The 21,227-nt window shown below is 74.3% G+C and carries 19 protein-coding genes and 1 pseudogene; 14 read left to right on the top strand and 6 right to left on the bottom strand.

Annotation, left to right across the window (positions count from 1 at the left end; all coding sequences use genetic code 11):
- Together E9529_RS02430 and E9529_RS02425 are read right to left on the bottom strand one after the other, a co-directional pair.
- Nucleotides 1-1,299: copper resistance D family protein (locus E9529_RS02430; RefSeq protein ID WP_236829505.1), on the bottom strand; the 1,299-nt coding region annotated here is incomplete at its 3' end.
- Nucleotides 1,300-1,571: 272 nt separating this feature from the next.
- Nucleotides 1,572-1,894: pseudogene (locus E9529_RS02425) on the bottom strand (copper resistance protein CopC); the annotation flags it as partial.
- A gap of 287 nt (nucleotides 1,895-2,181) precedes the next feature.
- Between E9529_RS02425 and E9529_RS02420 the strand changes: the two are divergent.
- Nucleotides 2,182-2,952, top strand: coding sequence for a hypothetical protein (locus E9529_RS02420; protein ID WP_236829503.1), 771 nt, complete (start codon nucleotides 2,182-2,184; stop codon nucleotides 2,950-2,952).
- 79 nt (nucleotides 2,953-3,031) lie between these two features.
- Nucleotides 3,032-3,730 carry a class F sortase gene (locus tag E9529_RS02415; RefSeq protein WP_236829502.1) on the top strand — a complete coding sequence of 233 codons (699 nt, stop codon included), beginning with the start codon at nucleotides 3,032-3,034 and terminating at the stop codon, nucleotides 3,728-3,730.
- A gap of 28 nt (nucleotides 3,731-3,758) precedes the next feature.
- Here E9529_RS02415 and E9529_RS02410 read toward each other — a convergent pair whose 3' ends face one another.
- Nucleotides 3,759-4,754: a GGDEF domain-containing protein gene (locus tag E9529_RS02410; RefSeq protein ID WP_308195247.1), complete on the bottom strand. Its 996-nt coding sequence runs from the start codon at nucleotides 4,752-4,754 to the stop codon at nucleotides 3,759-3,761.
- Nucleotides 4,755-4,989: 235 nt separating this feature from the next.
- On the opposite strand from E9529_RS02410, the gene E9529_RS02405 reads away from it, so the two are divergent.
- Nucleotides 4,990-5,685, top strand: a complete 696-nt coding sequence (locus E9529_RS02405) for an HAD family phosphatase (protein WP_236829501.1) — start codon at nucleotides 4,990-4,992, stop codon at nucleotides 5,683-5,685.
- A gap of 48 nt (nucleotides 5,686-5,733) precedes the next feature.
- Here E9529_RS02405 and E9529_RS02400 read toward each other — a convergent pair whose 3' ends face one another.
- Nucleotides 5,734-6,678 (bottom strand): PD-(D/E)XK nuclease family protein, encoded by a 945-nt coding sequence (locus tag E9529_RS02400; RefSeq protein WP_236829500.1) that lies wholly within the window; start codon nucleotides 6,676-6,678, stop codon nucleotides 5,734-5,736.
- 206 nt (nucleotides 6,679-6,884) lie between these two features.
- Between E9529_RS02400 and E9529_RS02395 the strand changes: the two genes are divergently transcribed.
- From E9529_RS02395 to arc, 3 genes are all read left to right on the top strand, one after another.
- Nucleotides 6,885-7,709, top strand: a complete 825-nt coding sequence (locus tag E9529_RS02395; protein WP_236829499.1) for a tRNA (adenine-N1)-methyltransferase — start codon at nucleotides 6,885-6,887, stop codon at nucleotides 7,707-7,709.
- A 22-nt stretch (nucleotides 7,710-7,731) separates the two neighbouring features.
- On the top strand, nucleotides 7,732-10,059 hold the full coding sequence (locus E9529_RS02390; RefSeq protein WP_236829498.1) for a hypothetical protein: 2,328 nt from the start codon (nucleotides 7,732-7,734) through the stop codon (nucleotides 10,057-10,059).
- 115 nt (nucleotides 10,060-10,174) lie between these two features.
- Nucleotides 10,175-11,950 (top strand): proteasome ATPase, encoded by a 1,776-nt coding sequence (gene arc / locus E9529_RS02385; RefSeq protein ID WP_236829497.1) that lies wholly within the window; start codon nucleotides 10,175-10,177, stop codon nucleotides 11,948-11,950.
- Between the two features lie 218 nt (nucleotides 11,951-12,168).
- Here arc and E9529_RS22360 read toward each other — a convergent pair whose 3' ends face one another.
- On the bottom strand, nucleotides 12,169-12,774 hold the full coding sequence (locus tag E9529_RS22360; protein WP_304505559.1) for a transglycosylase family protein: 606 nt from the start codon (nucleotides 12,772-12,774) through the stop codon (nucleotides 12,169-12,171).
- A 285-nt stretch (nucleotides 12,775-13,059) separates the two neighbouring features.
- Here E9529_RS22360 and dop point away from each other — a divergent pair, with 285 nt between their 5' ends.
- The 8 genes from dop to E9529_RS02340 all read left to right on the top strand — a co-directional run bounded on the left by dop (nucleotide 13,060) and on the right by E9529_RS02340 (nucleotide 19,986).
- Entirely contained in the window at nucleotides 13,060-14,565 is a 1,506-nt protein-coding gene (gene dop / locus E9529_RS02370) for a depupylase/deamidase Dop (protein WP_255707967.1), read from the top strand.
- 116 nt (nucleotides 14,566-14,681) lie between these two features.
- A complete protein-coding gene (locus E9529_RS02365; protein ID WP_236829496.1) occupies nucleotides 14,682-14,891 on the top strand; it encodes a ubiquitin-like protein Pup in 210 nt (69 codons plus the stop codon).
- Nucleotides 14,892-15,276: 385 nt separating this feature from the next.
- Nucleotides 15,277-15,549 carry an endonuclease domain-containing protein gene (locus E9529_RS22925; protein ID WP_374201302.1) on the top strand — a complete coding sequence of 91 codons (273 nt, stop codon included), beginning with the start codon at nucleotides 15,277-15,279 and terminating at the stop codon, nucleotides 15,547-15,549.
- 98 nt (nucleotides 15,550-15,647) lie between these two features.
- Nucleotides 15,648-16,505, top strand: coding sequence for a proteasome subunit beta (prcB, locus tag E9529_RS02360; RefSeq protein WP_236829495.1), 858 nt, complete (start codon nucleotides 15,648-15,650; stop codon nucleotides 16,503-16,505).
- Between the two features lie 3 nt (nucleotides 16,506-16,508).
- Nucleotides 16,509-17,372 (top strand): proteasome subunit alpha, encoded by an 864-nt coding sequence (gene prcA / locus E9529_RS02355; protein ID WP_236829494.1) that lies wholly within the window; start codon nucleotides 16,509-16,511, stop codon nucleotides 17,370-17,372.
- Between the two features lie 32 nt (nucleotides 17,373-17,404).
- Nucleotides 17,405-17,752 (top strand): hypothetical protein, encoded by a 348-nt coding sequence (locus E9529_RS02350; protein WP_236829493.1) that lies wholly within the window; start codon nucleotides 17,405-17,407, stop codon nucleotides 17,750-17,752.
- 55 nt (nucleotides 17,753-17,807) lie between these two features.
- Nucleotides 17,808-19,166 (top strand): Pup--protein ligase, encoded by a 1,359-nt coding sequence (gene pafA, locus E9529_RS02345; protein ID WP_236829492.1) that lies wholly within the window; start codon nucleotides 17,808-17,810, stop codon nucleotides 19,164-19,166.
- 73 nt (nucleotides 19,167-19,239) lie between these two features.
- Entirely contained in the window at nucleotides 19,240-19,986 is a 747-nt protein-coding gene (locus E9529_RS02340; protein WP_236829491.1) for an SDR family oxidoreductase, read from the top strand.
- Nucleotides 19,987-20,032: 46 nt separating this feature from the next.
- Here the strand turns inward: E9529_RS02340 and E9529_RS02335 are convergent, their stop codons facing one another.
- The gene (locus E9529_RS02335) at nucleotides 20,033-21,223 is read right to left on the bottom strand and encodes a DUF3866 family protein (protein WP_236829490.1); all 1,191 of its coding nucleotides are present in this window, start codon (nucleotides 21,221-21,223) and stop codon (nucleotides 20,033-20,035) included.
- Nucleotides 21,224-21,227 lie beyond the last annotated feature (4 nt).

Below are 21,227 nucleotides of genomic sequence, written 5' to 3'. Positions count from 1 at the left end.
GGCGCTGCTGGCCGGGGCCAGGAAGGTGGTCAGCGTCCCGCTCGGGACGACGACGTCGAAGGACCCGTCGGCCGCGGTCAGCGTGACCTCCGCGGCGGAGGAGTTGAAGACGGTGACCCGGGCACCCGGTGCGACCGGGCCGGCCACGTGGAAGCGGTCGTCGTCGACGAGCACGCCCACCGACAGCTCGCCGTGGTCGTGCCCGGCCATCGGGTCGGCGCCCGCCGCCGGCGCGGTCGTGGACGCGGCCGCGTGGCCGGCACCTGCCGGGGGCGGTGAGGCCGCGAGCGCGACGGCCAGCGCCACGGTCGCGAGCATCAGCACGGCCTCGCCCACGGCGAACCGGCGGAACTCCCGGGCGTCACCGACCCCGAGCCGGGGGAGCGTGTGCCGGCGGTGCAGCGCGCCGATGACGCCGAGGACGGTCAGCCCGGCGGTCTTGGCCAGCAGCAGGGCGCCGTAGCCGGTGCCCAGCGCCGCGAGCGCGCCCGGGGCGCCGCCGAGCAGCAGCCCCGCGCCGAGCACCCCCGAGGCGGCGACGGCGAGGAAGCAGCCCAGCGCCAGGCGGCTGAACCGGGGCGCCGCCACCCGCGCCGCCGCGCCGTGGCGGGCGTGGACGAGGAGGGCCAGCAGGCCGCCGATCCAGACCGTCGCCGCGACGACGTGGACGCCGAGGGTCGTGACCGCGAGGAGGTGGTCCTCCGCCGCGGCGGAGTGGCCGGAGAGCACGACCGGGACGACCAGCGCGGCGCCCGCCACGAGCAGCAGCGCGAGCGCGGCCGGGACGCCGGTGCACCGTCGGGCGGCCACCCCGACCAGCCCGGTGAGCGCCACGACCAGCAGGGCGGCCCGCCCGGCGCCGGTGTCCTCGAGGAAGACGCGCAGCGGAGCCCAGGTCAGCGCGGTGGGGGAGGCGCCCAGCAGCCGGCTCACGGTGAGCAGCGCGCCCAGGGCCGCCGCCGCCGCCCAGCCCAGCGCCCACGACGACGCCGCACGCAGCGCCCGGCGGGACTCCGCAGGCAGACCGCCCCTGCCGGGGAGCAGGGCGGCGGCGAGCAGCAGCGTGCCCACCGTGCCGACCGCGGCGACTTGCCCGGCGAGGGTCACCAGGGGCAGCCCCCACTCGACCAGCGCACCGGCGCTCCCGAGCCCGGACGGGTCCGCCTCCGGTGCCGCGCCGCCGGCCACCAGGGCCCCGGCCAGCAGCGCCACCAGGCACGCAGCCGCGAGCGCCACGGCGGGCCGGACACGCGGCGCCCGCACACCGGCCGCGCGCGCCGGCGCGACGCGCAGGCTCACCGGCGCCCGCGCTGCCGGCTCGCCAGGAGGACGCCGAGCCCCACGAGGACGACCGCGCCGGTGGCGAGCCAGACGCCGTCGACGGGGATGCCGCTGGACGTCGGCTGCACGTCCTCGACCGCAGCCGCGGGTGCGGCCGAGACGGGTGCGGGCGCGACGGGTGCGGGCGCGACGGGTGCCGACGGTCCCGGGGCCGGGGTGCTCGCGGTGGCGACGGTGAAGTCGAACGAGCCCGTCAGCGCGTGGCCGTCGGAGGAGGTGCTGCGCCACCGGACCTGGTAGCCGCCGGCCGGCAGCTCGCCGGCGAGCGCCTGGACGACGGTGTGCCACGGATCTCCGGATCGCCCTCGGAGACGACGGCGCCGGCGGCGTCCGTCACCTGCACGAGGGTGCCGAGGGGGAGGGGTGCACCGGTGAACTCGAGCTCGACCGTGGCCGGGGGCGCGGGGACGGTGGTCCCGGCCCCCGGGGCGGTGCCCACCAGTCCGTCGTGCGCGAGCGCGGCCGGGGCCGTGCCGACGAGGAGCACGCCGGCCACCACGGCGAGCAGCAGCGCGGCCCCCCTCCGCCGGTGGACCTGTCGCGAAGCAGTCATGCCCGTCCTTCGTTCCCAGCGGGGTTTCCGGTTGCCCGGGGCACGGCCAGCCTCCGGCACCGGGCCGTTCCGGTCGACCACCACCCACGGGGTCACGGCCTCCCCAAAACCGGGGTGAACCGATCCCGGGCCGGCCTCCGAATGCAGGACGTGCAGCGAGGCGCCGGGGGACCGGCGCGCTGCTCAGGTCCCCGGACCGGAACCACGGTCGGTGCACGACGCACCGGCCGGCACGACGGGCGGACGGTCGCCGACCGCCGCCCCCTTCCGACCACGAGGAGCACACCTTGCGCAAGGCACTCGCACTCCCGACCGTCGCCCTGGCCGCCGCGGCCTTCCCGTTGCTGGCCGTCTCCACCGCCTCGGCGCACGAGGGCCCGCACAGCTACCAGGCCGACCTCGCCGCGCTCAACGCATCCGGGGTTGCGGGCACCGGCATGGTCACCCTGGACGGCAACACCGCCACCGTGATGATCGAGGCCACCGGCCTGCTAGCCGGGTCGCCGCACGCCCAGCACTTCCACATCGGTGCGCAGGGCGCGTGCCCCACCGACGCGGACGACGAGAACGGTGACGGCTTCGTCAGCGTCACCGAGGGCGCCCCCTACTACGGGGCGATCGGGTCGTCGCTGACCACGACCGGTGACACCGGTCCGGACAGCGGCCTGGCCATCGACCGCTTCCCGACCGCCGAGGGCGGCTCGATCAGCTACGAGCGGACCTTCGAGGTCAGCGACGAGGTGCACCAGGCCTTCGAGGTCGGCACTGCCGTGCTGGTGCTCCACGGCGTGGACAAGGACGGCTCGGGCGCCTACGACGGTGACGTCATGAGCGACCTCGACCCGTCGCTGCCCATGGAGGCCACCGCCCCGGCGGCCTGCGGTGTGCTCGAGACCGCCCAGATGGGCGCCGCCCCTGCCGGCGGTGCCGAGACCGGGGCGGGCAGCACGGCCGGTACCGAGAACCAGGCCGCCATCGGCGTCGGGGCGCTCGCCGCGGCCGGTGCGGTCGCCGCGGGCACCGTCGCCTACCGCCGTCGCCAGGCCGACCAGGCCTGATCCGGCGCCGGGCCGCGCGGGGGGCAGCACGCCTCCCGCGCGGCCCGCACCCCGCCCACCACTCCCGGGAGGACCTCGCGTGACCGATCACGACGCCCCTCGACCGAGCACCCGCCGCTGGATGGCGCTGGCCGTGGGCCTGGCCCTCGTGGCCGCCGTCGCCCTGGCCGTGGTGGTGAGCGGGCAGCGGCAGGCGCCCCGGCCGGCGGCCGCGACCGAGGGGTCGGCACCGGCCACGCGCTCGACGCCCGCCGTGCCGGCCGCCCCGGACGTGCCGGCAGCCCCGGCCGCACAGGCCGCACAGGCCGCACAGGCCGCCGAGCCGGTCTCGGTGAGCGTTCCCGCCATCGGCGTGACCAGCGACCTGCTGCGGCTCGGGCTGAACGACGACGGCACCGTCGAGGTCCCGCCGCTGGGCCCCGACGACCAGGCCGGTTGGTACGAGCGCGGACCGGCCCCGGGGGCGGTCGGGCCCGCCGTGCTGCTCGGGCACGTGGACTCCGCCGAGCACGGGCCCGGCATCTTCTTCGACCTCGGTGCCCTGCGGCCCGGCGACGAGGTGGAGGTGGCCCGTGCGGACGGCACGGTCGCGGTCTTCGCCGTCGACCGGGTCGAGCGGCACCCGAAGGACGACTTCCCGACCCTCGCGGTCTACGGCAACACCGAGGACGCGCAGTTGCGGCTGATCACCTGCGGTGGTGACTTCGACTCCTCCGCCCGCAGCTACGAGGACAACGTCATCGCCTTCGCGACACTGGTGGGGACCCGACCCGCCTGATCCACCCGGCGGTGTGCGGTCCCCGGCGTCATCGGGACGGGCTCGCCTCGGGGCAGGCGTCGCTGTGCAGCGCGGCCGATCCTCGGCCGGCGGCCTTGACGCGGTAGAGGGCCAGGTCGGCGCGCCGCATCAGCTGGGCGGCGGAGTCCCCGGGGCAGCGCTGGGCGACACCCGCGGAGACGCCGACGCCCGGCACGAGTGCGCAGAGGCGCCGGACCAGCGCCAGCGCGTCGGGACCGTCCAGCCCGGGCAGCAGGAGGGCGAACTCGTCGCCGCCGTGCCGGGCCAGCAGCGCACCGGCTGGCAGCGCCGGCCGCCAGCTGCCGGCGACCCGGCGCAGCAGGTGATCGCCGGCCTCGTGCCCGTCGGTGTCGTTGATCTGCTTGAAGTGGTCGAGGTCGAGCAGCGCCGCGGAGAGCGGGACGTCGGGGCGCCGGACGTGCTCACCGAGCGCCTCGTCGAAAGCGCGCCGGTTGGCCAGCCCCGTGAGCGAGTCGCTGCCCGCGTCGGAGGCCCGCAGGACCAGGGCGCGGGTCACGGAGGCGAGGGTGCTCACGACGACCGCCAGCGCCGCGGCGGCCACGGCCGACGCGTCGCCGCGCAGCAGGAGGGCCGAGGTGGTGACGCCCACGACGGTCGCGACGTGCGCCACGGCCACCCGACGGTCGGCGAAGAAGCAGGCGATGACGCCGACGAAGGCGCTGATCGACGCGCAGATGACGGCGGTGGCGGCGTCGGGGGAGAGGACCACGACCGTCCCGATCAGGCAGCTGCCCACCGTGACCAGGCCGCCCTGCACGACGCGCGGCGGGACGACGTCCCACCGGAGGATCCCGGCACCCACGCCCACGGCCAGCAGGCCGATCCCGGCGACCAGCCACCGGCGCCCGGGCTGGTCGCTCCCGCCGCCCACGGCCAGCACCGCCGTGCTCCCGCCGGCGACGTAGAAGAGCGCCAGGGTCCGCGCCATCGCCCGGGGGGAGGCGACGTCCCGGGTGACCGGCTCGGCCGACACTGCGCTCACCGGTCCGTCATCGGCCGGCGATCGGGACTGCTGGAGCCGTCGTGACCGGCCTGACCCGGAGGAGGGGGCCGGCTCCAGGGGCCCGTCCCCTGCGGTCCGTGGGTGCTGGGAGACTCGGCCGCGCGGAACACCCACCGCGTGGACGCCCGCCGGGGACGGTCGAGGTCTGCTCCACCCGTCCCCGCCGTGCCCCCGCGCGGCCGGGAACCCGTCGCGAAGGAACGTCGCAACCCTGATGCCGAACGAGCTCGCCGCCGTCCTGTTCGACATGGACGGCACGCTGGTGCAGACCGAGGAGTACTGGGGCGAGGCGATGTTCGAGCTCGCCGCGTCGCTGGGCGGGCGCATGTCACCCGAGGCGCGCGCCCGGACCGTCGGGACGAGCATGCGCCGCTCGATGCAGGTGCTGCACGCCGACCTGGGCGTGGTCCGCTCGGAGGAGCAGTTGCAGGCCGACGCCCGGTGGGTGGAGGAGCGGGTCGCCGAGCGCATGGGCTCGGGCGTCACCTGGCAGCCCGGGGCCCGGGAGCTGGTGGCGGCCGTGCGGGCCGCGGGGGTGCGCACGGCGCTGGTGACGACGACGCCGCGCCGGCTCGCCGACATCGTGCTGGGCAGCATCGCCGCGGACCTGGGTGGCAGCCCGTTCGACGTGACGGTGTGCGGCGACGAGGTGTCCGCGCGCAAGCCCGACCCGGCGCCCTACCTGCAGGCGGCCGCCGCGCTGGACGTGGCGCCGTCGGCCTGTGTCGTGGTCGAGGACTCGCTGGTGGGCGTGACCTCCGGGCTGGCCGCCGGCATGGCGGTGCTCGGGGTTCCGGCGATGCAGCCGGTGCCGCCCGCGCCCGGGCTCACGCTGGTGGAGACCCTGGCCGGGACGGGCGTGGGCGAGCTGGCCGGCGTCCTCGCCGCCCGGGAGGCCGCGTCCTGCTGATCCGCCGGCGCGCGGGCGGCGCGGATGCCGACGCCCGCGCGCTGCGGCTCAGACCGGGGTGACCGGCAGCGTCGTCCGCCACCCTGCCGCAGCAGCGGCTTCGGCCGGGAACGGCGGGGGCGTGCCGCCGAACTCCGGGCAGAGCGCCTGGTGGTCGCACCAGCCGCACAGCCGGCTCTTGTTCGGCCGGAACTCGCCGGTGGCCACCGCCCGCTCGATCGCCGACCAGATGGCCAGGAGGGTGCGCTCGAAGCGGACCAGCTCCGCCTCCTCGGGGGCGTAGGTCAGCGCGTCGCCGTCGCCCAGGTAGAGCAGCTTCAGCTGGGCGGCGACGACCCCGCGGGTGCGCCACAGCACCAGCGCGTAGAACTTCATCTGGAACAGCGCCTTGGACTCGAACGCCTCGCGCGGCATCGAGCCGGTCTTGTAGTCGACCACCCGCAGCGCGCCGTTCGGGGCGACGTCCAGCCGGTCGACGTAGCCGCGCAGCAGCAGCCCGTCGGGCAGGGTGACCTCGACGAGCTCCTCGCGGCCGGCCGGCTGGATGCGGCGCGGGTCCTCCAGGGCGAAGTACTTCTCGACCAGCTTGCCCGCGGAGGCGAGCCACGCCGCCACCGACTCGGGGGCGTTCGCGTCGCTCTCGGCGCCGTCCTCCTGCCCGGTCTCGAACAGCTCGGCGATGCCCGGCTCGTCGCGCAGCTCCGCCCAGGCCGGCTCCACCAGCTCCAAGGCGTGCTCGGGGGTGCGCTGCGCCGGGGGCAGGTCGTACAGGCGCTCCAGCACGGAGTGGACCAGCGTGCCGCGGACGGCGGCGAGGCTCTTGCGCTCGGGCAGCCGGTCGATCGTGCGGAAGCGGTAGAGCAGCGGGCACGTCTTGAAGTCGGCCGCGCGGCTGGGGGAGAGGGAGGGACGGCGCGGGGCGACCTCCTCGGCCGGCGCGACCGCTGCCGCGGGGCCGTCGGTCGCCAGGTCGGTCTGCACCATCGCCGTCATGCACCCGAGGCTAGGTCGCCCCTCCGACAGTTCGAAGCGCCCGCGCCGCGTCGGCGTCCGGGGTCACACCGACGCCGTCCGTAGGCTGGTCACCCGTGGACACCCAGCCCGAGCCCGACCTCGACGCCAGCACAGCGACCGATGGCCCCTCTGCAGGAGCCCGCCGCGAGCCTGCGAGCGGTGGGGGGCAGGAGGGTCCTTCCGCGGTGCAGGGCGCGTTCGTCGCCGGCGACCGGGTGCAGCTGACCGATCCCAAGGGGCGGCTGCACACGATCGTCCTGACGCCCGGGAAGCAGTTCCACACCCACCGCGGCGCGATCGAGCACGACGACCTCATCGGGGCGCCCGAGGGCTCGGTGGTCCACTCGACGGCCAACACCGGTTACCTGGCGCTGCGCCCGCTCCTGGCCGACTACGTGCTCTCCATGCCCCGCGGCGCCCAGGTCATCTACCCCAAGGACGCCGCCCAGATCGTCGGCTTCGGCGACGTCGGCCCGGGGATGCGGGTGCTGGAGGCCGGCGCCGGCTCGGGCGCGCTGAGCTGCTCGCTCCTGCGCGCCGTCGGCTCGGAGGGCTCGCTGACCAGCTACGAGCGGCGCGAGGACTTCCTCGACGTGGCGCGGGCCAACGTGGGCGCCTTCTTCGGGGAGGTGCCGGCCAACTGGAGCCTGCGGCAGGGCGACCTCGCCGACCACCCGGCCGAGGAGGTCGTCGACCGCGTCGTCCTCGACATGCTCGAGCCCTGGGCGGTGCTGCCGACGGTCGCGGCGGCGCTGCGACCGGGCGGCGTGCTGGTCGGTTACGTCGCGACGGTCACCCAGCTGTCCACCTACGTCGAGGCGCTGCGCGCGCAGGGCGTCTGGACCGAGCCCTACGCCTGGGAGAGCCTGCTGCGGCCGTGGCACGCCGTCGGCCTGGCCGTCCGCCCCGAGCACCGCATGGTCGCCCACACCGCGTTCCTCGTCACGGCCCGCCGCCTGGCCGAGGGCACGGTCGCCCCGGTGCGCCAGCGCCGCGCGCAGAAGCACTGACCCGAGCCCGGAGGAGCCCGCCGTGACCGACCTCGCGCCCAGCACGCCGCCCACGGAAGCCCCCGACGACGCCGCGCTGCGGGAGATCGAGCAGCGGGTGCTGTGGCTGGCGACGGCGGTCGTCGACCACGCCAACCGGGTCCGGCCCAACCCCTCGGGGCTCAAGGTCGGCGGCCACCAGGCGTCCAGCGCCTCGATGGTCACGATCATGACGGCGCTGTGGCTGGAGCAGCTCACGGCCGAGGACCGCGTCTCGGTCAAGCCGCACGCCAGCCCGGTGCTGCACGCCCTGGAGTTCCTGCTCGGGCAGCTCGACGCCTCGTGGCTGACCACGCTGCGCGAGTTCGGCGGCCTGCAGTCCTACCCGTCGCGGCTGAAGGACCCCGTCCCGGCCGACTACTCGACCGGCTCGGTCGGCATCGGGGCCACCGCGCCGATCTGGGGGGCGCTGGCCCGCCGCTACGTCAACACGCAGTTCGGCGCGGGCGGCACCGGGCGCCAGTGGTCGCTGGTCGGCGACGCCGAGCTCGACGAGGGCGCCGTCTGGGAGGCGGTGCTCGACCCGATGGTCGCCGAGCTCGGCGAGGTGGTCTGGGTCGTCGACCTCAACCGGCAGTCGCTGGACCGGGTCGTCCCCACCATGGGCGCCACCCGGCTGCAGGGCATGTTCACCGCCGCCGGCTGGCAGGTGCTCACCGTCAAGTACGGGCGGCTGCTCGAGGAGCTGTTCACCCGGCCCGGCGGCGCGGAGCTGCGCGACCGCATCGACGGCATGAGCAACGCCGAGTACCAGCGGCTGCTGCGCCGCACCGCCGACGAGGTCCGCCGCGAGCTGCCGGGGGAGGGGCCGGGGGCGGCCGCGGTCGCCGGGCTGATCGCCGGCGTCGAAGACGCCGACCTGCTGGCCGCGGTGCGCAACCTCGGCGGGCACGACCTCGCCGCGCTGCGGTCCGCCTTCGCGCGGATCGACGACACCCGCCCGACCGTCGTCATCGCCTACACGCTCAAGGGCTACGGCCTGGCCACCGAGGGGCACCCGCAGAACCACTCGGCGCTGCTCACCGAGGCCCAGCTGCACGAGCTCGCCGCGCGCGTCGGCGTCGACCCGACGCAGCCGTGGGCCGGCTTCCCGCCGGGCAGCGCCCCGGCCGGTCTGCTCGCCCGCACCGCCGCCCGGCTGGCCCGCACCCCCGCCGCCGACGCCGGCGCGCCGGACGTCCCGACCGACCTCGGCCGCACGCCCTCGGGGACGGCGACGACCCAGGCCGCGCTGGGGCGCACGCTGCTCGACCTGAACCGGGCCGCGCCGGAGGTGGGCCGGCGGGTGGTCACCGTCAGCCCCGACGTGTCCAGCTCGACCAACCTCGGCGGCTGGGTGAACAAGGTCGGCGTCTGGTCGCACGAGGACCGCCGCAACTGGTTCGCCGACGACCCCGAGACGATCCTGCACTGGCGGGAGCGGCCCTCGGGGCAGCACGTGGAGCTCGGCATCGCCGAGACCAACCTCGTCGGCGCCATCGGCGAGCTCGGGGCGACCTGGTCGCGGTGGGGGCAGCCGCTGCTGCCGATCGGCGTCCTCTACGACCCGTTCGTGGAGCGGGCGCTGGAGCCGTGGTCGTTCACCGTCTACGCCGGCGGCCAGTCGCTGCTGGTCGGGACGCCGTCGGGCGTGACCCTGGCCCCCGAGGGCGGCGCCCACCAGTCCATCAAGACGCCGTCGATCGGGCTGGAGCAACCCGGCTGCCTCTCCTACGAGCCCGCGTTCGCCCTCGACGCGGAGTGGTGCCTGCTCGCGGCGCTCGGCCAGATGGGCCGCCCGGGCGGGCGGTCGGCCTACGTGCGGCTCTCCACCCGCCCGGTCGACCAGGCGCTGGCCGCCGTGCCGGACGACCCGGCCGCCCGCGAGCGGCGCCGTCGCCAGGTCGTGGCCGGCGCCTACCCGCTGCGGCGGGTGCCCCGCCCGGCGGTCACGCTCGCCGCCATGGGCGCGGTCGTCCCGGAGGCGCTGGCGGCCGCCGAGCGGCTCGACGGGCTGGGCTTCCCGGCCGACGTCGTCGTCGTCACCAGCCCGGGGCTGCTGTTCCGCGCGGCGCAGGCCCGGCGGGGGCTCGACGAGGCCTCGCCGTGGGTTCTCGACAGCGTGTTCCCGGCCGACCGCGCCACCCCGCTGGTCACCGTCCTCGACGGGCACCCGCACACGCTGGCGTTCCTCGCCGGGGTCCGGGGCGCGCCCGCCGCGCACCTGGGCGTCACCCGCTTCGGGCAGAGCGGTGACCTGGAGAGCGTGTACCGCTACCACGGTCTCGACGTCGACTCCCTGGTCGGCGCGGCCCTGGACCTGGTCGACTAGCGAGTGCCGCGCGGGCCCGTAGCAGCCCGCCACGACCTCCGCGAGCCCACGGCGAACTGTCCGCCCGCGTGTATAGATTTGCGTCCTGGCTCCCCCGACAGTGCGGAGGTGCGTGATGGGCCTGGGTCCTGACGAGCTGAGGGCGCGGCGTGAGCGTGACGTCGCCTCGCTGCTCAGCCAGATCTCCTACCTCGAGGAAGAGATCGGCCTGCTCCGCCGCAAGGTGGCCGACAGCCCGCGCCAGGTGCGCGCGCTGGAGGAGCGGATCGCCGAGGCGGAGGGCCGCGCGGCCTTCCTCTCCGAGCGCAACGACAAGCTGGCCGGCACGCTGCGGGACGCCCGCGAGCAGCTGGTGACGCTGAAGGAGGAGGTCGACCGGCTCGGCCAGCCGCCGTCGGGCTACGGCGTCTTCCTCACCTCCTACGAGGACGGCACGGTCGACGTCTTCACCAGCGGCCGCAAGCTGCGGGTCTCCGTCTCGCCCAACGTCGAGGTGGAGGGCCTGCGCGCCGGCCAGGAGGTCATGCTCAACGAGGCGATGAACGTCGTCGAGGCGCGCGACTTCGAGCGCCAGGGCGACGTCGTCATGCTCAAGGAGCTGCTCGAGCCGGTCGACGGCGTCACGCCGCGGGCGCTGGTCATCGGGCACACCGACGAGGAGCGCGTCGTCTACCTGGCCGACTCCCTCGCCGGGCAGCCGCTGCGCGTCGGTGACTCGCTGCTCCTGGAGAGCCGGTCCGGCTACGTCTACGAGCGGATCCCCAAGAGCGAGGTCGAGGAGCTCGTCCTCGAGGAGGTCCCCGACATCGACTACGCGGACATCGGCGGCCTCTCGCGGCAGATCGAGCAGATCCGCGACGCCGTGGAGCTGCCGTTCCTGCACGCCGACCTGTTCCGCGAGTTCCAGCTCCGCCCGCCGAAGGGGATCCTGCTCTACGGCCCGCCCGGCTGCGGCAAGACGCTCATCGCCAAGGCGGTGGCGAACTCGCTGGCGAAGAAGGTCGCCGCGGTGCGCGGCGAGGGCGTCAACCAGGCGAAGTCCTACTTCCTGAACATCAAGGGCCCCGAACTGCTCAACAAGTACGTCGGGGAGACCGAGCGGCACATCCGCCTGGTGTTCCAGCGCGCCCGCGAGAAGGCGAGCGAGGGCACGCCGGTCATCGTGTTCTTCGACGAGATGGACTCGATCTTCCGCACCCGCGGGTCGGGGGTCTCCTCCGACGTCGAGTCGACGATCGTGCCGCAGCTGCTCAGCGAGATCGACGGCGTCGAGGGGCTGGAGAACGTCATCGTCATCGGCGCCTCCAACCGGGAGGACATGATCGACCCGGCGATCCTGCGCCCCGGCCGGCTCGACGTGAAGATCAAGATCGAACGGCCCGACGCCGAGGCCGCCCGCGACATCTTCAGCAAGTACCTGGTGCCCGACCTGCCCCTGCACGCCGACGACCTGGCCGAGCACGGCGGCAACCGGGAGTCGACGATCGCCGGGATGATCCAGAGCACCGTCGAGCGCATGTACACCGAGAGCGAGGAGAACCGCTTCCTCGAGGTCACCTACGCCAACGGTGACAAGGAGGTCCTCTACTTCAAGGACTTCAACTCCGGCGCCATGCTGCAGAACATCGTCGACCGCGCGAAGAAGATGGCGATCAAGGAGCGGCTGGAGACGGGCACCGGCGGGTTGCGCGTCGGCCACCTCATGCAGGCGTGCCTCGACGAGTTCAAGGAGAACGAGGACCTGCCGAACACGACCAACCCCGACGACTGGGCCCGGATCTCGGGCAAGAAGGGCGAGCGGATCGTCTACATCCGCACCCTCATCAGCGGGAAGGGCAACGAGGCCGGCCGCGCCATCGACACGGCGACCAACACCGGTCAGTACCTCTAGCCACGCACGACCGACGGCCCGGCCACCTGCACGCTGACCGGGCCGTCGGTCTGTGCCGGCTTCCCGGGTGGCGGCGGCGTCTGCTCGGCGCCGACCCGGCCATGATCAGGTGCCCTGATCATCGGGTGTCCTCCCTCACCGCGGACGGCGAGGGAGGACACGCTGCGGTGAGGGAGGACAGCAGTGGCGGCGCCGGGGCCCCCGACGCCGCCAGTGCATCAGCCCAGGCGGAGCACCTGACCGGGGTAGATCAGGCCCGGGTCGGCGCCGATGACGTCGCGGTTGGCGTCGTGGACGGCGCGCCAGTCCAGCCCGGCGGACGCCGCGATCCGCGAGAGGGTGTCGCCGGCCTGGACGGTGTACTGCTGGCCGGCGTCGGCCGCAGCGGGCGCGGGTGCCGGGGCGGGAGCCGGCGCCGGTGCCGGGGCGGCAGCGCTGCCCGCCTTGTCGGCCTCGGTCAGCCCGAGCTTCGCCGAGCACGCCGGCCAGGCGCCCCAGCCCTGCGCGGCCAGGGTCTTCTCGGCGACGGCGATCTGCTGCTCCCGGGTCGCCAGGTCGGCCCGCGCGGCGTACTCCAGGCCGCCGAACGCCTCCCAGGTGGGCTGGTAGAACTGCAGGCCGCCGTAGTAGCCGTTGCCGGTGTTGATCGCCCAGTTGCCGCTGCTCTCGCACTGCGCGAGGCGGTCCCAGGTCGCGCCGTCGGCGGCCGCGGCGGTGCCGGTGCCGAGGAACGGGGCGACGAGGGCGGCCCCGGCGACGGCGACGCCGGCGGCGCCGCGGCGGAGGGTGCGGGTGGACGTGCGGGTGGTGCTGCGCTCGGTCATGGTCCTCTCAGAACGGCGGGCGCCCGGACGACCGGACCCGCGGGGGGCACGGCACGTTCCACCCACGGAGCCGGATCGACGGAGGAGCGCAGGCCGCTGGGCGGAGAGGGCGCGCGGCGCGTCCTGAGTTGGCGGCGGACCGGCTCGACGGCCGCGATCCGCGCACGACCCCGATGACCGCTCGGTGCGGCCGGGGCACGACCGAGGCTACGGAACGGATCCGGCATGTGCCAGGGCACCGGTGCGGTACCCGGGGGGCCGGCAGCCGCGGCCTAGGGTTGGGCCATGAGCGTGCGGCGGGTCATGGGCACCGAGGTCGAGTACGGCATCTCGGTGCCGCGGCAGCCGGGCGCCAACCCGACGACGCTGTCCAGCCTGGTGGTGAACGCCTGGGCGGTGGCGGAGGCGCCGACGCCCCGCCGGCCCCGGTGGGACTTCGAGGAGGAGTCGCCGCTGCGCGACGCCCGCGGGTTCGACCTGACGCCGGCACAGGCGCTGGACCACAACGACCTCGACGAGGACACCGGGATGGCCAACGTCATCCTGACCAACGGCGCCCGGCTCTACGTCGACCACGCGCACCCGGAGTACTCGACGCCGGAGGTCACCACCCCGCGCGACATCGTGCTGTGGGACAAGGCGGGGGAGCGGGTCATGGCCGAGGCCGCCCGGCGGGCCGCGCAGATCCCCGGCACGCAGCCCATCCAGCTGTACAAGAACAACACCGACGGCAAGGGCGCCTCCTACGGCGCCCACGAGAACTACCTGATGGACCGGCGGACGCCGTTCATCGACATCATCCGCGGGCTGGTGCCGTTCTTCGTCACCCGCCAGGTGTTCGCGGGTTCGGGCAAGGTCGGCATCGGGGTGGAGAGCCGGACGCCGGGCTTCCAGCTCTCGCAGCGCGCCGACTTCTTCGAGGTCGAGGTCGGCCTGGAGACGACGCTGAAGCGCCCGATCATCAACACCCGCGACGAGCCGCACGCCAACCCCGACGAGTACCGCCGGCTGCACGTGATCATCGGTGACGCGAACCTCGCCGAGCTGTCGACCTACCTGAAGGTCGGGACGACGTCGCTCGTGCTGGCCATGATCGAGGGGCGGGCGCTCCCGCCGGACCTCGCCGTCGAGGAGCCGGTCGCCGAGCTGCAGGCGGTGAGCCACGACCCCTCGCTCACCCACAAGCTGCGGCTGCGCGACGGCCGGCGGCTGACCGCGATCGAGGTGCAGCGGCTCTACCTGGAACGGGCCGAGCGCTTCGTGGACACCCGCGGGGAGCGCGACGAGCAGACCGACGACGTGCTGCGCCGCTGGGCCGCGGTGCTCGACGACCTCGAGGTCGACCCGATGCGCCTGGCCGACCAGCTGGACTGGCCGGCCAAGCTGCGCCTGCTGGAGGGGTACCGGTCGCGCGACGGCCTGGAGTGGACCGACTCGCGGCTGCAGCTGGTCGACCTGCAGTACTCCGACGTCCGCCCAGACAAGGGGCTGTACAACCGGCTGGTGGCGCGCGGGGCGATGCAGCGCCTGCTCACCGACGAGGAGGTCGCCCGGGCCGTGCTGGCGCCGCCGTCGGACACCCGGGCGTTCTTCCGAGGGGAGTGCCTGCGCCGCTTCCCCGCGCAGATCGCCGCGGCCTCGTGGGACTCGGTGGTCTTCGACCTGGGCCGGGAGAACCTGGTGCGCATCCCGACGATGGAGCCGCTCCGCGGCACGCGTGAGCACGTGGGTGCCCTGTTCGAGGCCTCGGCGACGGCGCAGGAGCTGGTGGACACGATCACCGGCCCCTGACCGGGCGTCCACAGGTCTTCTCGGCGTACACCGCGCCCGGTTCCTGCCCGCCGGATGTCGGCTGCTGCGGGTAGCTTCTCGATCAGCACCAGCCACGAGAAGGACCGGAGGGCAGTATGGCCACCAGGGACACCGGCGGGCAGCAGAAGGCGACGCGGTCGCGCGAGGAGAACGAGGAGATCGAGGCCTCGGTCGACTCCGACGTCGCCGAGCGCCACGAGAAGATGTCCGAGGACGTCGACTCGCTCCTGGACGAGATCGACGACGTGCTCGAGGAGAACAGTGAAGACTTCGTTCGGGCCTACGTGCAGAAGGGAGGGGAGTGATTACTTTACGCAGACAAGCAGTTACCTAGCGTGAAAGCGAAGGTCTGCCCGGCCTGCGGGAAGAACAAGTCAGCCGCTGATTTCGGGCGTAACCGCTCACTCAAGGACGGGCTGTCGTTCTACTGCCTTGCATGCAACCGGGAGCGCAACAACACGTGGTACCGCAAGAACCGTCGGGCACAGGGCAAGCAGGTGCGGGATCACTCCTGGATCCCCGACGGGTTTCGATGGTGTCCCGCTTGTGAGCAGCCGGTCGCGCACGAGGACTACACCCGGAACAGCCGCACGTCCTCAGGCTTCGGCAGTCGGTGCCGAGCCTGCGCGAATGCCGCGAACTCCGCTAGCTACTTCTATCGCACGTACAAGTTGACCCCGAAGGCCATCGCTGACATGCGCGCCCGCACAGGGCGACGCATGCGGCATCTGCGGCGAGCCCGAGCCTCAACATCTCGATCACGATCACTCGAGCGGCAGGATTCGCCGGTTGTTGTGCCAGCGGTGCAATCACGGTCTCGGCCTGTTCCGCGATGACCCTTACCTCCTGCATGTGGCGGCGCTGTACGTCAGCGGCCACCGCGAACAGCACGCACTCGAAACGGCGATGACTGCCTGCGCGGAGGACCCGGACGGTCAAGCCGACGTCAGCGGCCGCCGGTAGGGTCCCTGAGGACGACCGGGACCGCGTCCGAGCAGCACGGAGCGGCGCCCGGCAGGTTGCGGTGGACGCCGGCGGGAGCAGGCGGGAGAGGCGGATGGGTGAACGAGTCGTCAGCTGGCCGGAGCGGGTTCCCGCCCGCGTACCTGGACCGGGTGGGTTCCTCGTTCACCGACTTCCTGGCCGCGTCCGCGCCCGACCTGCTGCCCGGTCGGCGCCCGGTCCCGCAGCTGCCCGTGGGTGACGTCGCGCCGCACGGCACCACGATCGTGGCCGCCACCTACGAAGGTGGCGTGCTCATGGGCGGCGACCGCCGCGCCACCATGGGCAACCTGATCTCCAGCCGCGACATCGAGAAGGTCTACCCGGCCGACTCCTACAGCGTCATCGGCATCGCCGGCGCCGCTGGCATCGCCATCGAGATGGTGAAGCTCTACCAGGTCGAGCTCGAGCACTACGAGAAGATCGAGGGCCTCACCCTCAGCCTCGACGGCAAGGCCAACCGGCTCGCCCAGATGATCCGCGGCAACCTGGGCGCGGCGCTGCAGGGCCTGGCCGTCGTCCCGCTGTTCGCCGGCTTCGACCTCGACGCCGCCCCCGGCGAGCTCCCCGGCCGCATCTTCAGCTACGACGTCACCGGCGGGAACTACGAGGAGCGCGGGTACTCCGCCGTGGGCTCCGGCTCGCTGTTCGCCCGCAACAGCCTCAAGAAGACGTGGCGCCGCGGCCTGGACGCCGCAGCCGCCACCCGCACCGTGGTCGAGGCCCTCTACGACGCCGCCGACGACGACTCGGCCACCGGCGGGCCCGACCCGGTGCGGCGGCTCTACCCGATCGTCTACCGGGTGGACGCCGAGGGCGCCGTCCGGCTGACCGACGCCGAGGTCGCCGCCGTCGCCGACGCCATCGTCGCCGAGCGCGCGGCCGCCGAGCGCCAGAACACGGCCGGGGAGGCCTGAGCCATGACCATGCCGTACTACGCTTCCGCCGAGCAGGTCATGCGCGACCGCTCGGAGTACGCCCGCAAGGGCATCTCCCGCGGCCGCAGCGTCGCCGTCGTCACCTACGCCGACGGCGTCCTGTTCATCGCCGAGAACCCCAGCTCCACGCTGCACAAGGTCGGCGAGATCTACGACCGCATCGGTTTCGCCGCCGTGGGCCGCTACAGCGAGTTCGAGAGCCTTCGGGTCGCCGGCGTCCGCCTCGCCGACGTGCGCGGCTACTCCTACAACCGGCGCGACGTCACCGGCCGGGTCATCGCCAACGCCTACGCCCAGACCCTAGGGGCGATCTTCACCGAGCAGATGAAGCCCTACGAGGTCGAGCTCTGCGTCGCCGAGGTGGGGGAGAGCCCCGAGCGCGACCAGCTGTACCGGCTCACCTTCGACGGCTCGGTCGTCGACGAGCCCGACTTCGTGGTGATGGGCGGGCAGGCCGACACCGTCACCGCCCACCTGCGCGAGAACTTCCACCGCGGCATGGGCCTGGCCGATGCGCTCCGGGTAGGCGTCGACGCCCTCTCGGCGGTCAGCCCGGCCACCGCCGGGGCCGGCGACGGCGGCCCCTCGCGGCTGACCGCCCAGCAGCTGGAGGTCGCCGTCCTCGACCGCCGGCGGCCCAAACGGGCGTTCCGCCGCGTCGTCGGCGCCGCGCTGCACACCCTGCTCGGCGACGGCCAGACCGGGGAGACGGAGGCACCCCCTCCCGGGCACGTGCCCAGCCATCCCGCGCCCGGCACGCCCGCCGGCCTGGGTGACCCGGCGGCGCCCGACACCGCCGGTGGCACCGCCGACACCGGCGAGGGGCACCCGCAGAGCGATGGGTGACCCCCGTCGGCGGGCGGGGTAGGGGAACGGGCATGCCGGACTACGACCTCAACGACGACGCCCTCCAGCAGGCGAAGAAGCTGATCGACGACGGCGAGTTCGACGACCGGACCGAGTGGTCCGACGCCGCGCCGTCCGCCGACGACGGCAACGCCGAGATCAACGCGCACGGCTGGGACGGCTACGCCGCCTGGCACCTCGCCGTCGACCCGGACGCCGGCGAGGAGACCAAGAAGCGCCACCACTTCCCGTACGGCGACTTCTCGAAGGTCAACCGGGCGGCGCTGATCCACGGCAAGCAGCGGGCGTCGCAGAACGGGCACGACGAGATCGAGCGGGCCTTCGACGAGCTCCTGCAGCGGCTGGACGCGAAGCGGTAGCGCGTCCGCGGTCCGGCGGTGGGCCGCTGTCGCTCCCGGCGCCTAGTCTCGAACCGTGGAGCGACGGATCTTCGGGATCGAGACCGAGTACGGCGTCACGTGCACCTTCAAGGGTCAGCGGCGGCTCTCGCCGGACGAGGTCGCCCGCTACCTGTTCCGCCGGGTCGTGTCGTGGGGCCGCAGCTCCAACGTGTTCCTGCGCAACGGCTCCCGGCTCTACCTCGACGTCGGCAGCCACCCCGAGTACGCCACCGCGGAGTGCGACGACCTCGGTGAGCTCGTCGTCCACGACAAGGCCGGCGAGCGGATCCTCGAGGGGCTGCTCGTCGACGCCGAGCAGCGCCTGGCCGAGGAGGGCGTCACCGGCGACATCTACCTCTTCAAGAACAACACCGACTCCGCCGGCAACAGCTACGGCTGCCACGAGAACTACCTGGTCGGCCGGCACGGCGAGTTCGGCCGGCTCGCCGACGTCCTGATCCCGTTCCTGGTCAGCCGGCAGATCGTCGTCGGCGCGGGCAAGGTGCTGCAGACCCCGCGCGGCGCCCTCTACTGCGTCAGCCAGCGCGCCGAGCACATCTGGGAGGGCGTCTCCAGCGCCACCACCCGCTCGCGTCCGATCATCAACACCCGCGACGAGCCGCACGCCGACGCCGAGCGCTACCGCCGGCTGCACGTGATCGTCGGCGACTCGAACATGAGCGAGACGACGACGCTGCTCAAGGTCACCATGACCGACCTGGTGCTGCGCATGATCGAGGCCGGCACCCCCATCCGGGACATGACGCTGGAGAACCCCATCCGGGCGATCCGCGAGATCAGCCACGACATGACCGGGCGCCGGAAGGTGCGACTGGCCGGCGGCCGCGAGATGTCGGCGCTGGAGATCCAGTCGGAGTACCACAGCCGGGCCACCGAGTTCGCCGACCGCGAGGGCGCCACCCCCGTGCACCGGCAGATGCTGGAGCTGTGGGGGCGGGTGCTCAAGGCCGTAGAGGGCGAGGACCTGAGCCTGATCGACCGCGAGATCGACTGGGCCATCAAGTACAGCCTGCTGGAGCGCTACCGGGACAAGCGCGACCTGCCGCTGTCCTCCTCGCGCATCGCCCAGATGGACCTCGCCTACCACGACATCAGCCGCACCCGCGGGCTGTACTACCTGCTCGAGCGCAACGGGCAGGTCGACCGGGTGGCCCACGAGCTGCGCATCTACGAGGCGAAGAACGTGCCCCCGCAGACCACCCGCGCCCGGCTGCGCGGCGAGTTCATCCGCAAGGCCCAGGAGAAGCGCCGCGACTTCACCGTCGACTGGGTGCACCTCAAGCTCAACGACCAGGCCCAGCGCACGGTGCTGTGCAAGGACCCGTTCAAGGCCGTCGACGAGCGCGTCGAGAAACTGATCGCCTCGATGTGATCGCCCCGACCCGCCCGCCGGGTCGGGCCCCCGGTCGGTGGCCACCCGCGGAACGGACGGGGACGATGCAGGGGTGGCCCGCACCGTCCTCGTGACCGGCGTCAGCCGTCGTGCCGGGATCGGTTTCGCCGTCGCGCGCCGGTTGCTGGCGGACGGGCACCGCGTCGTCGTCCACTCGTGGTCGGCGCACGACGCCGAGCAGCCGTGGGGTGCCGACGACGTGGACGCCGTCCTGGCGGAGCTGGGGCGCCCGCCGCACGTGGCCGCCGACCTGGCCGACCCGGCGGCGCCCGCCGAGCTGATCAGCGCGGCCCGGTCGCTCGTCGGACCGGTGGACGCGCTCGTCGCCAACCACGCGCGCAGCAGCTCCGGAGGCCTGCAACAGGTGACCGCCGCGGAGCTGGACCGGTCCTGGGCGGTCAACGCCCGCGCGACGGTGCTGCTGGTCCAGGGCTTCGCCGCCCAGCACCGACGGGACAGGGGGCGGGGTGCGGTGGTGCTCATGACCTCCGGGCAGCACCGCGGTGCGATGCCGGGTGAGCTCGCCTACGTCCTGAGCAAGGGAGCGGTCCAGCAGGTGACCGCGACCCTGGGCGCCGAGCTGGCCGTGCGGGACATCGGGGTGGTGTGCGTCAACCCCGGCCCGGTCGACACCGGCTACGCCGACGACGCCACCCGTGCCGCCGTCGCGGCTCGCTTCCCCTCGGGCCACTGGCCGAGGCCCGGTGACACGGCGGAGATCGTCGCCTGGCTCACCGGCCCCGCCGCCATGGCCCTCACCGGGACCACGATCGACGCCGAGCACGGCTTCCACCGCTGACCGGGGAGCCCCCGGCCCGGTGGTGGGAGCGGACCCCGGGCGCCGGTCAGCCAGCGCCGGGTGCGGTGGCCCCTGATCCGGCCGGACCGGGCCCACCGGCGTCGGGACGGGCGGTCCGGGGCTCCGCGGCGTCCTCGGTCGGCACCTGCAGGGCGGCGTAGCGGCCGGCCGCGGCGGCCGCCAGGAAGTAGGCGCGCTCCTCGGGGTAGCCGCGGCCCATCGAGCTCAGCGGCACGGGGGAGAGCCCCAGCGCCGTCTCCAGCCCGTCGGTGTCCACCCAGACGACGGTGTTGCGCTCCGGCTGGCTCGCGAGGTCCTCGTCGACCTGCCCGCCGAGCTCGGAGGAGAGCCCGCGCGGCGCCACCAGCGTCACTCCGCCCAGCGCCACCCGTCCGAACGCGGTCAGCGAGTGGTGCGACACGCCGCGGTGCCGCGGGCGCGGGTCGGCGTCGGAGATGCGCAGCGCCCCGACGGGCACCCCGCCCAGCACGCTGACGGCGTTGCACGCCTCGCCGGCGGCCACGCCCGAGAAGCCCCACGGCGTCCCCGTGCCCAGGTTGCCGGGCCCCTGGGTCACGATCGCGAGGTCGGCGCCCAGCACGTGCCGGGCGGCCAGCAGCCCGGTGTGCAGGGTGACCGCCTCCAGGTCGCCCCCGAAGGCCTGGCCCACCGTCACCACGCCGGCCAGGGAGTTCTTCAGGGCGCCCACCGTGCGGGAGAACGCCGCGGGCAGCGCCCCGCCGTCGGTCATCACGTAGGCGACCTTCAGGTCGGGGTCGGTGGCGAGCATCCCGATCAGCACCGCCGGCAGCGCCGAGTGCAGGTCGGCCACGACCACCGGCATCCCCCCGAGGTCCTCGGCGCCGGCGATCGTCGCGTGGTGCTCGGTCTCCTGCTCGTCGACGCCCTGCACCATCACCTGCAGCGGCGTGTACCGGGCCTTGACCAGGTGCCCGGGGCCCTCCGGGTCCGGCGGCAGCCGGTCGGGGACGGCGACCACGAGGGCGTACCCGCCGGTGCCCAGCCCCCGCGCCAGCGCCGTCGTGTTGAGCAGCACGTCGTCGCCCACCTCGGGCACGCCCACCAGCGAGGGGTAGGCCAGCGCCCGCAGCTCGCCCTCGCCGGCCACCTCGACGGTCAGCTCCAGCGCATCGCGCCAGGAGCGGCCGGTCGCGGTGACCCGCCCGCGTCGCCAGCGGATCCGGGACGCGGGCGCGGGGGGAGCAGCACTGGTCATGCCC

The sequence above is a fragment of the Blastococcus sp. KM273128 genome (genome assembly GCF_021698975.1).
Taxonomy (GTDB): Bacteria; Actinomycetota; Actinomycetes; order Mycobacteriales; family Geodermatophilaceae; genus Blastococcus.
The sequence above is the reverse complement of the archived record's forward strand: the minus strand, read 5'-3'. Positions and strand labels throughout refer to the sequence as shown.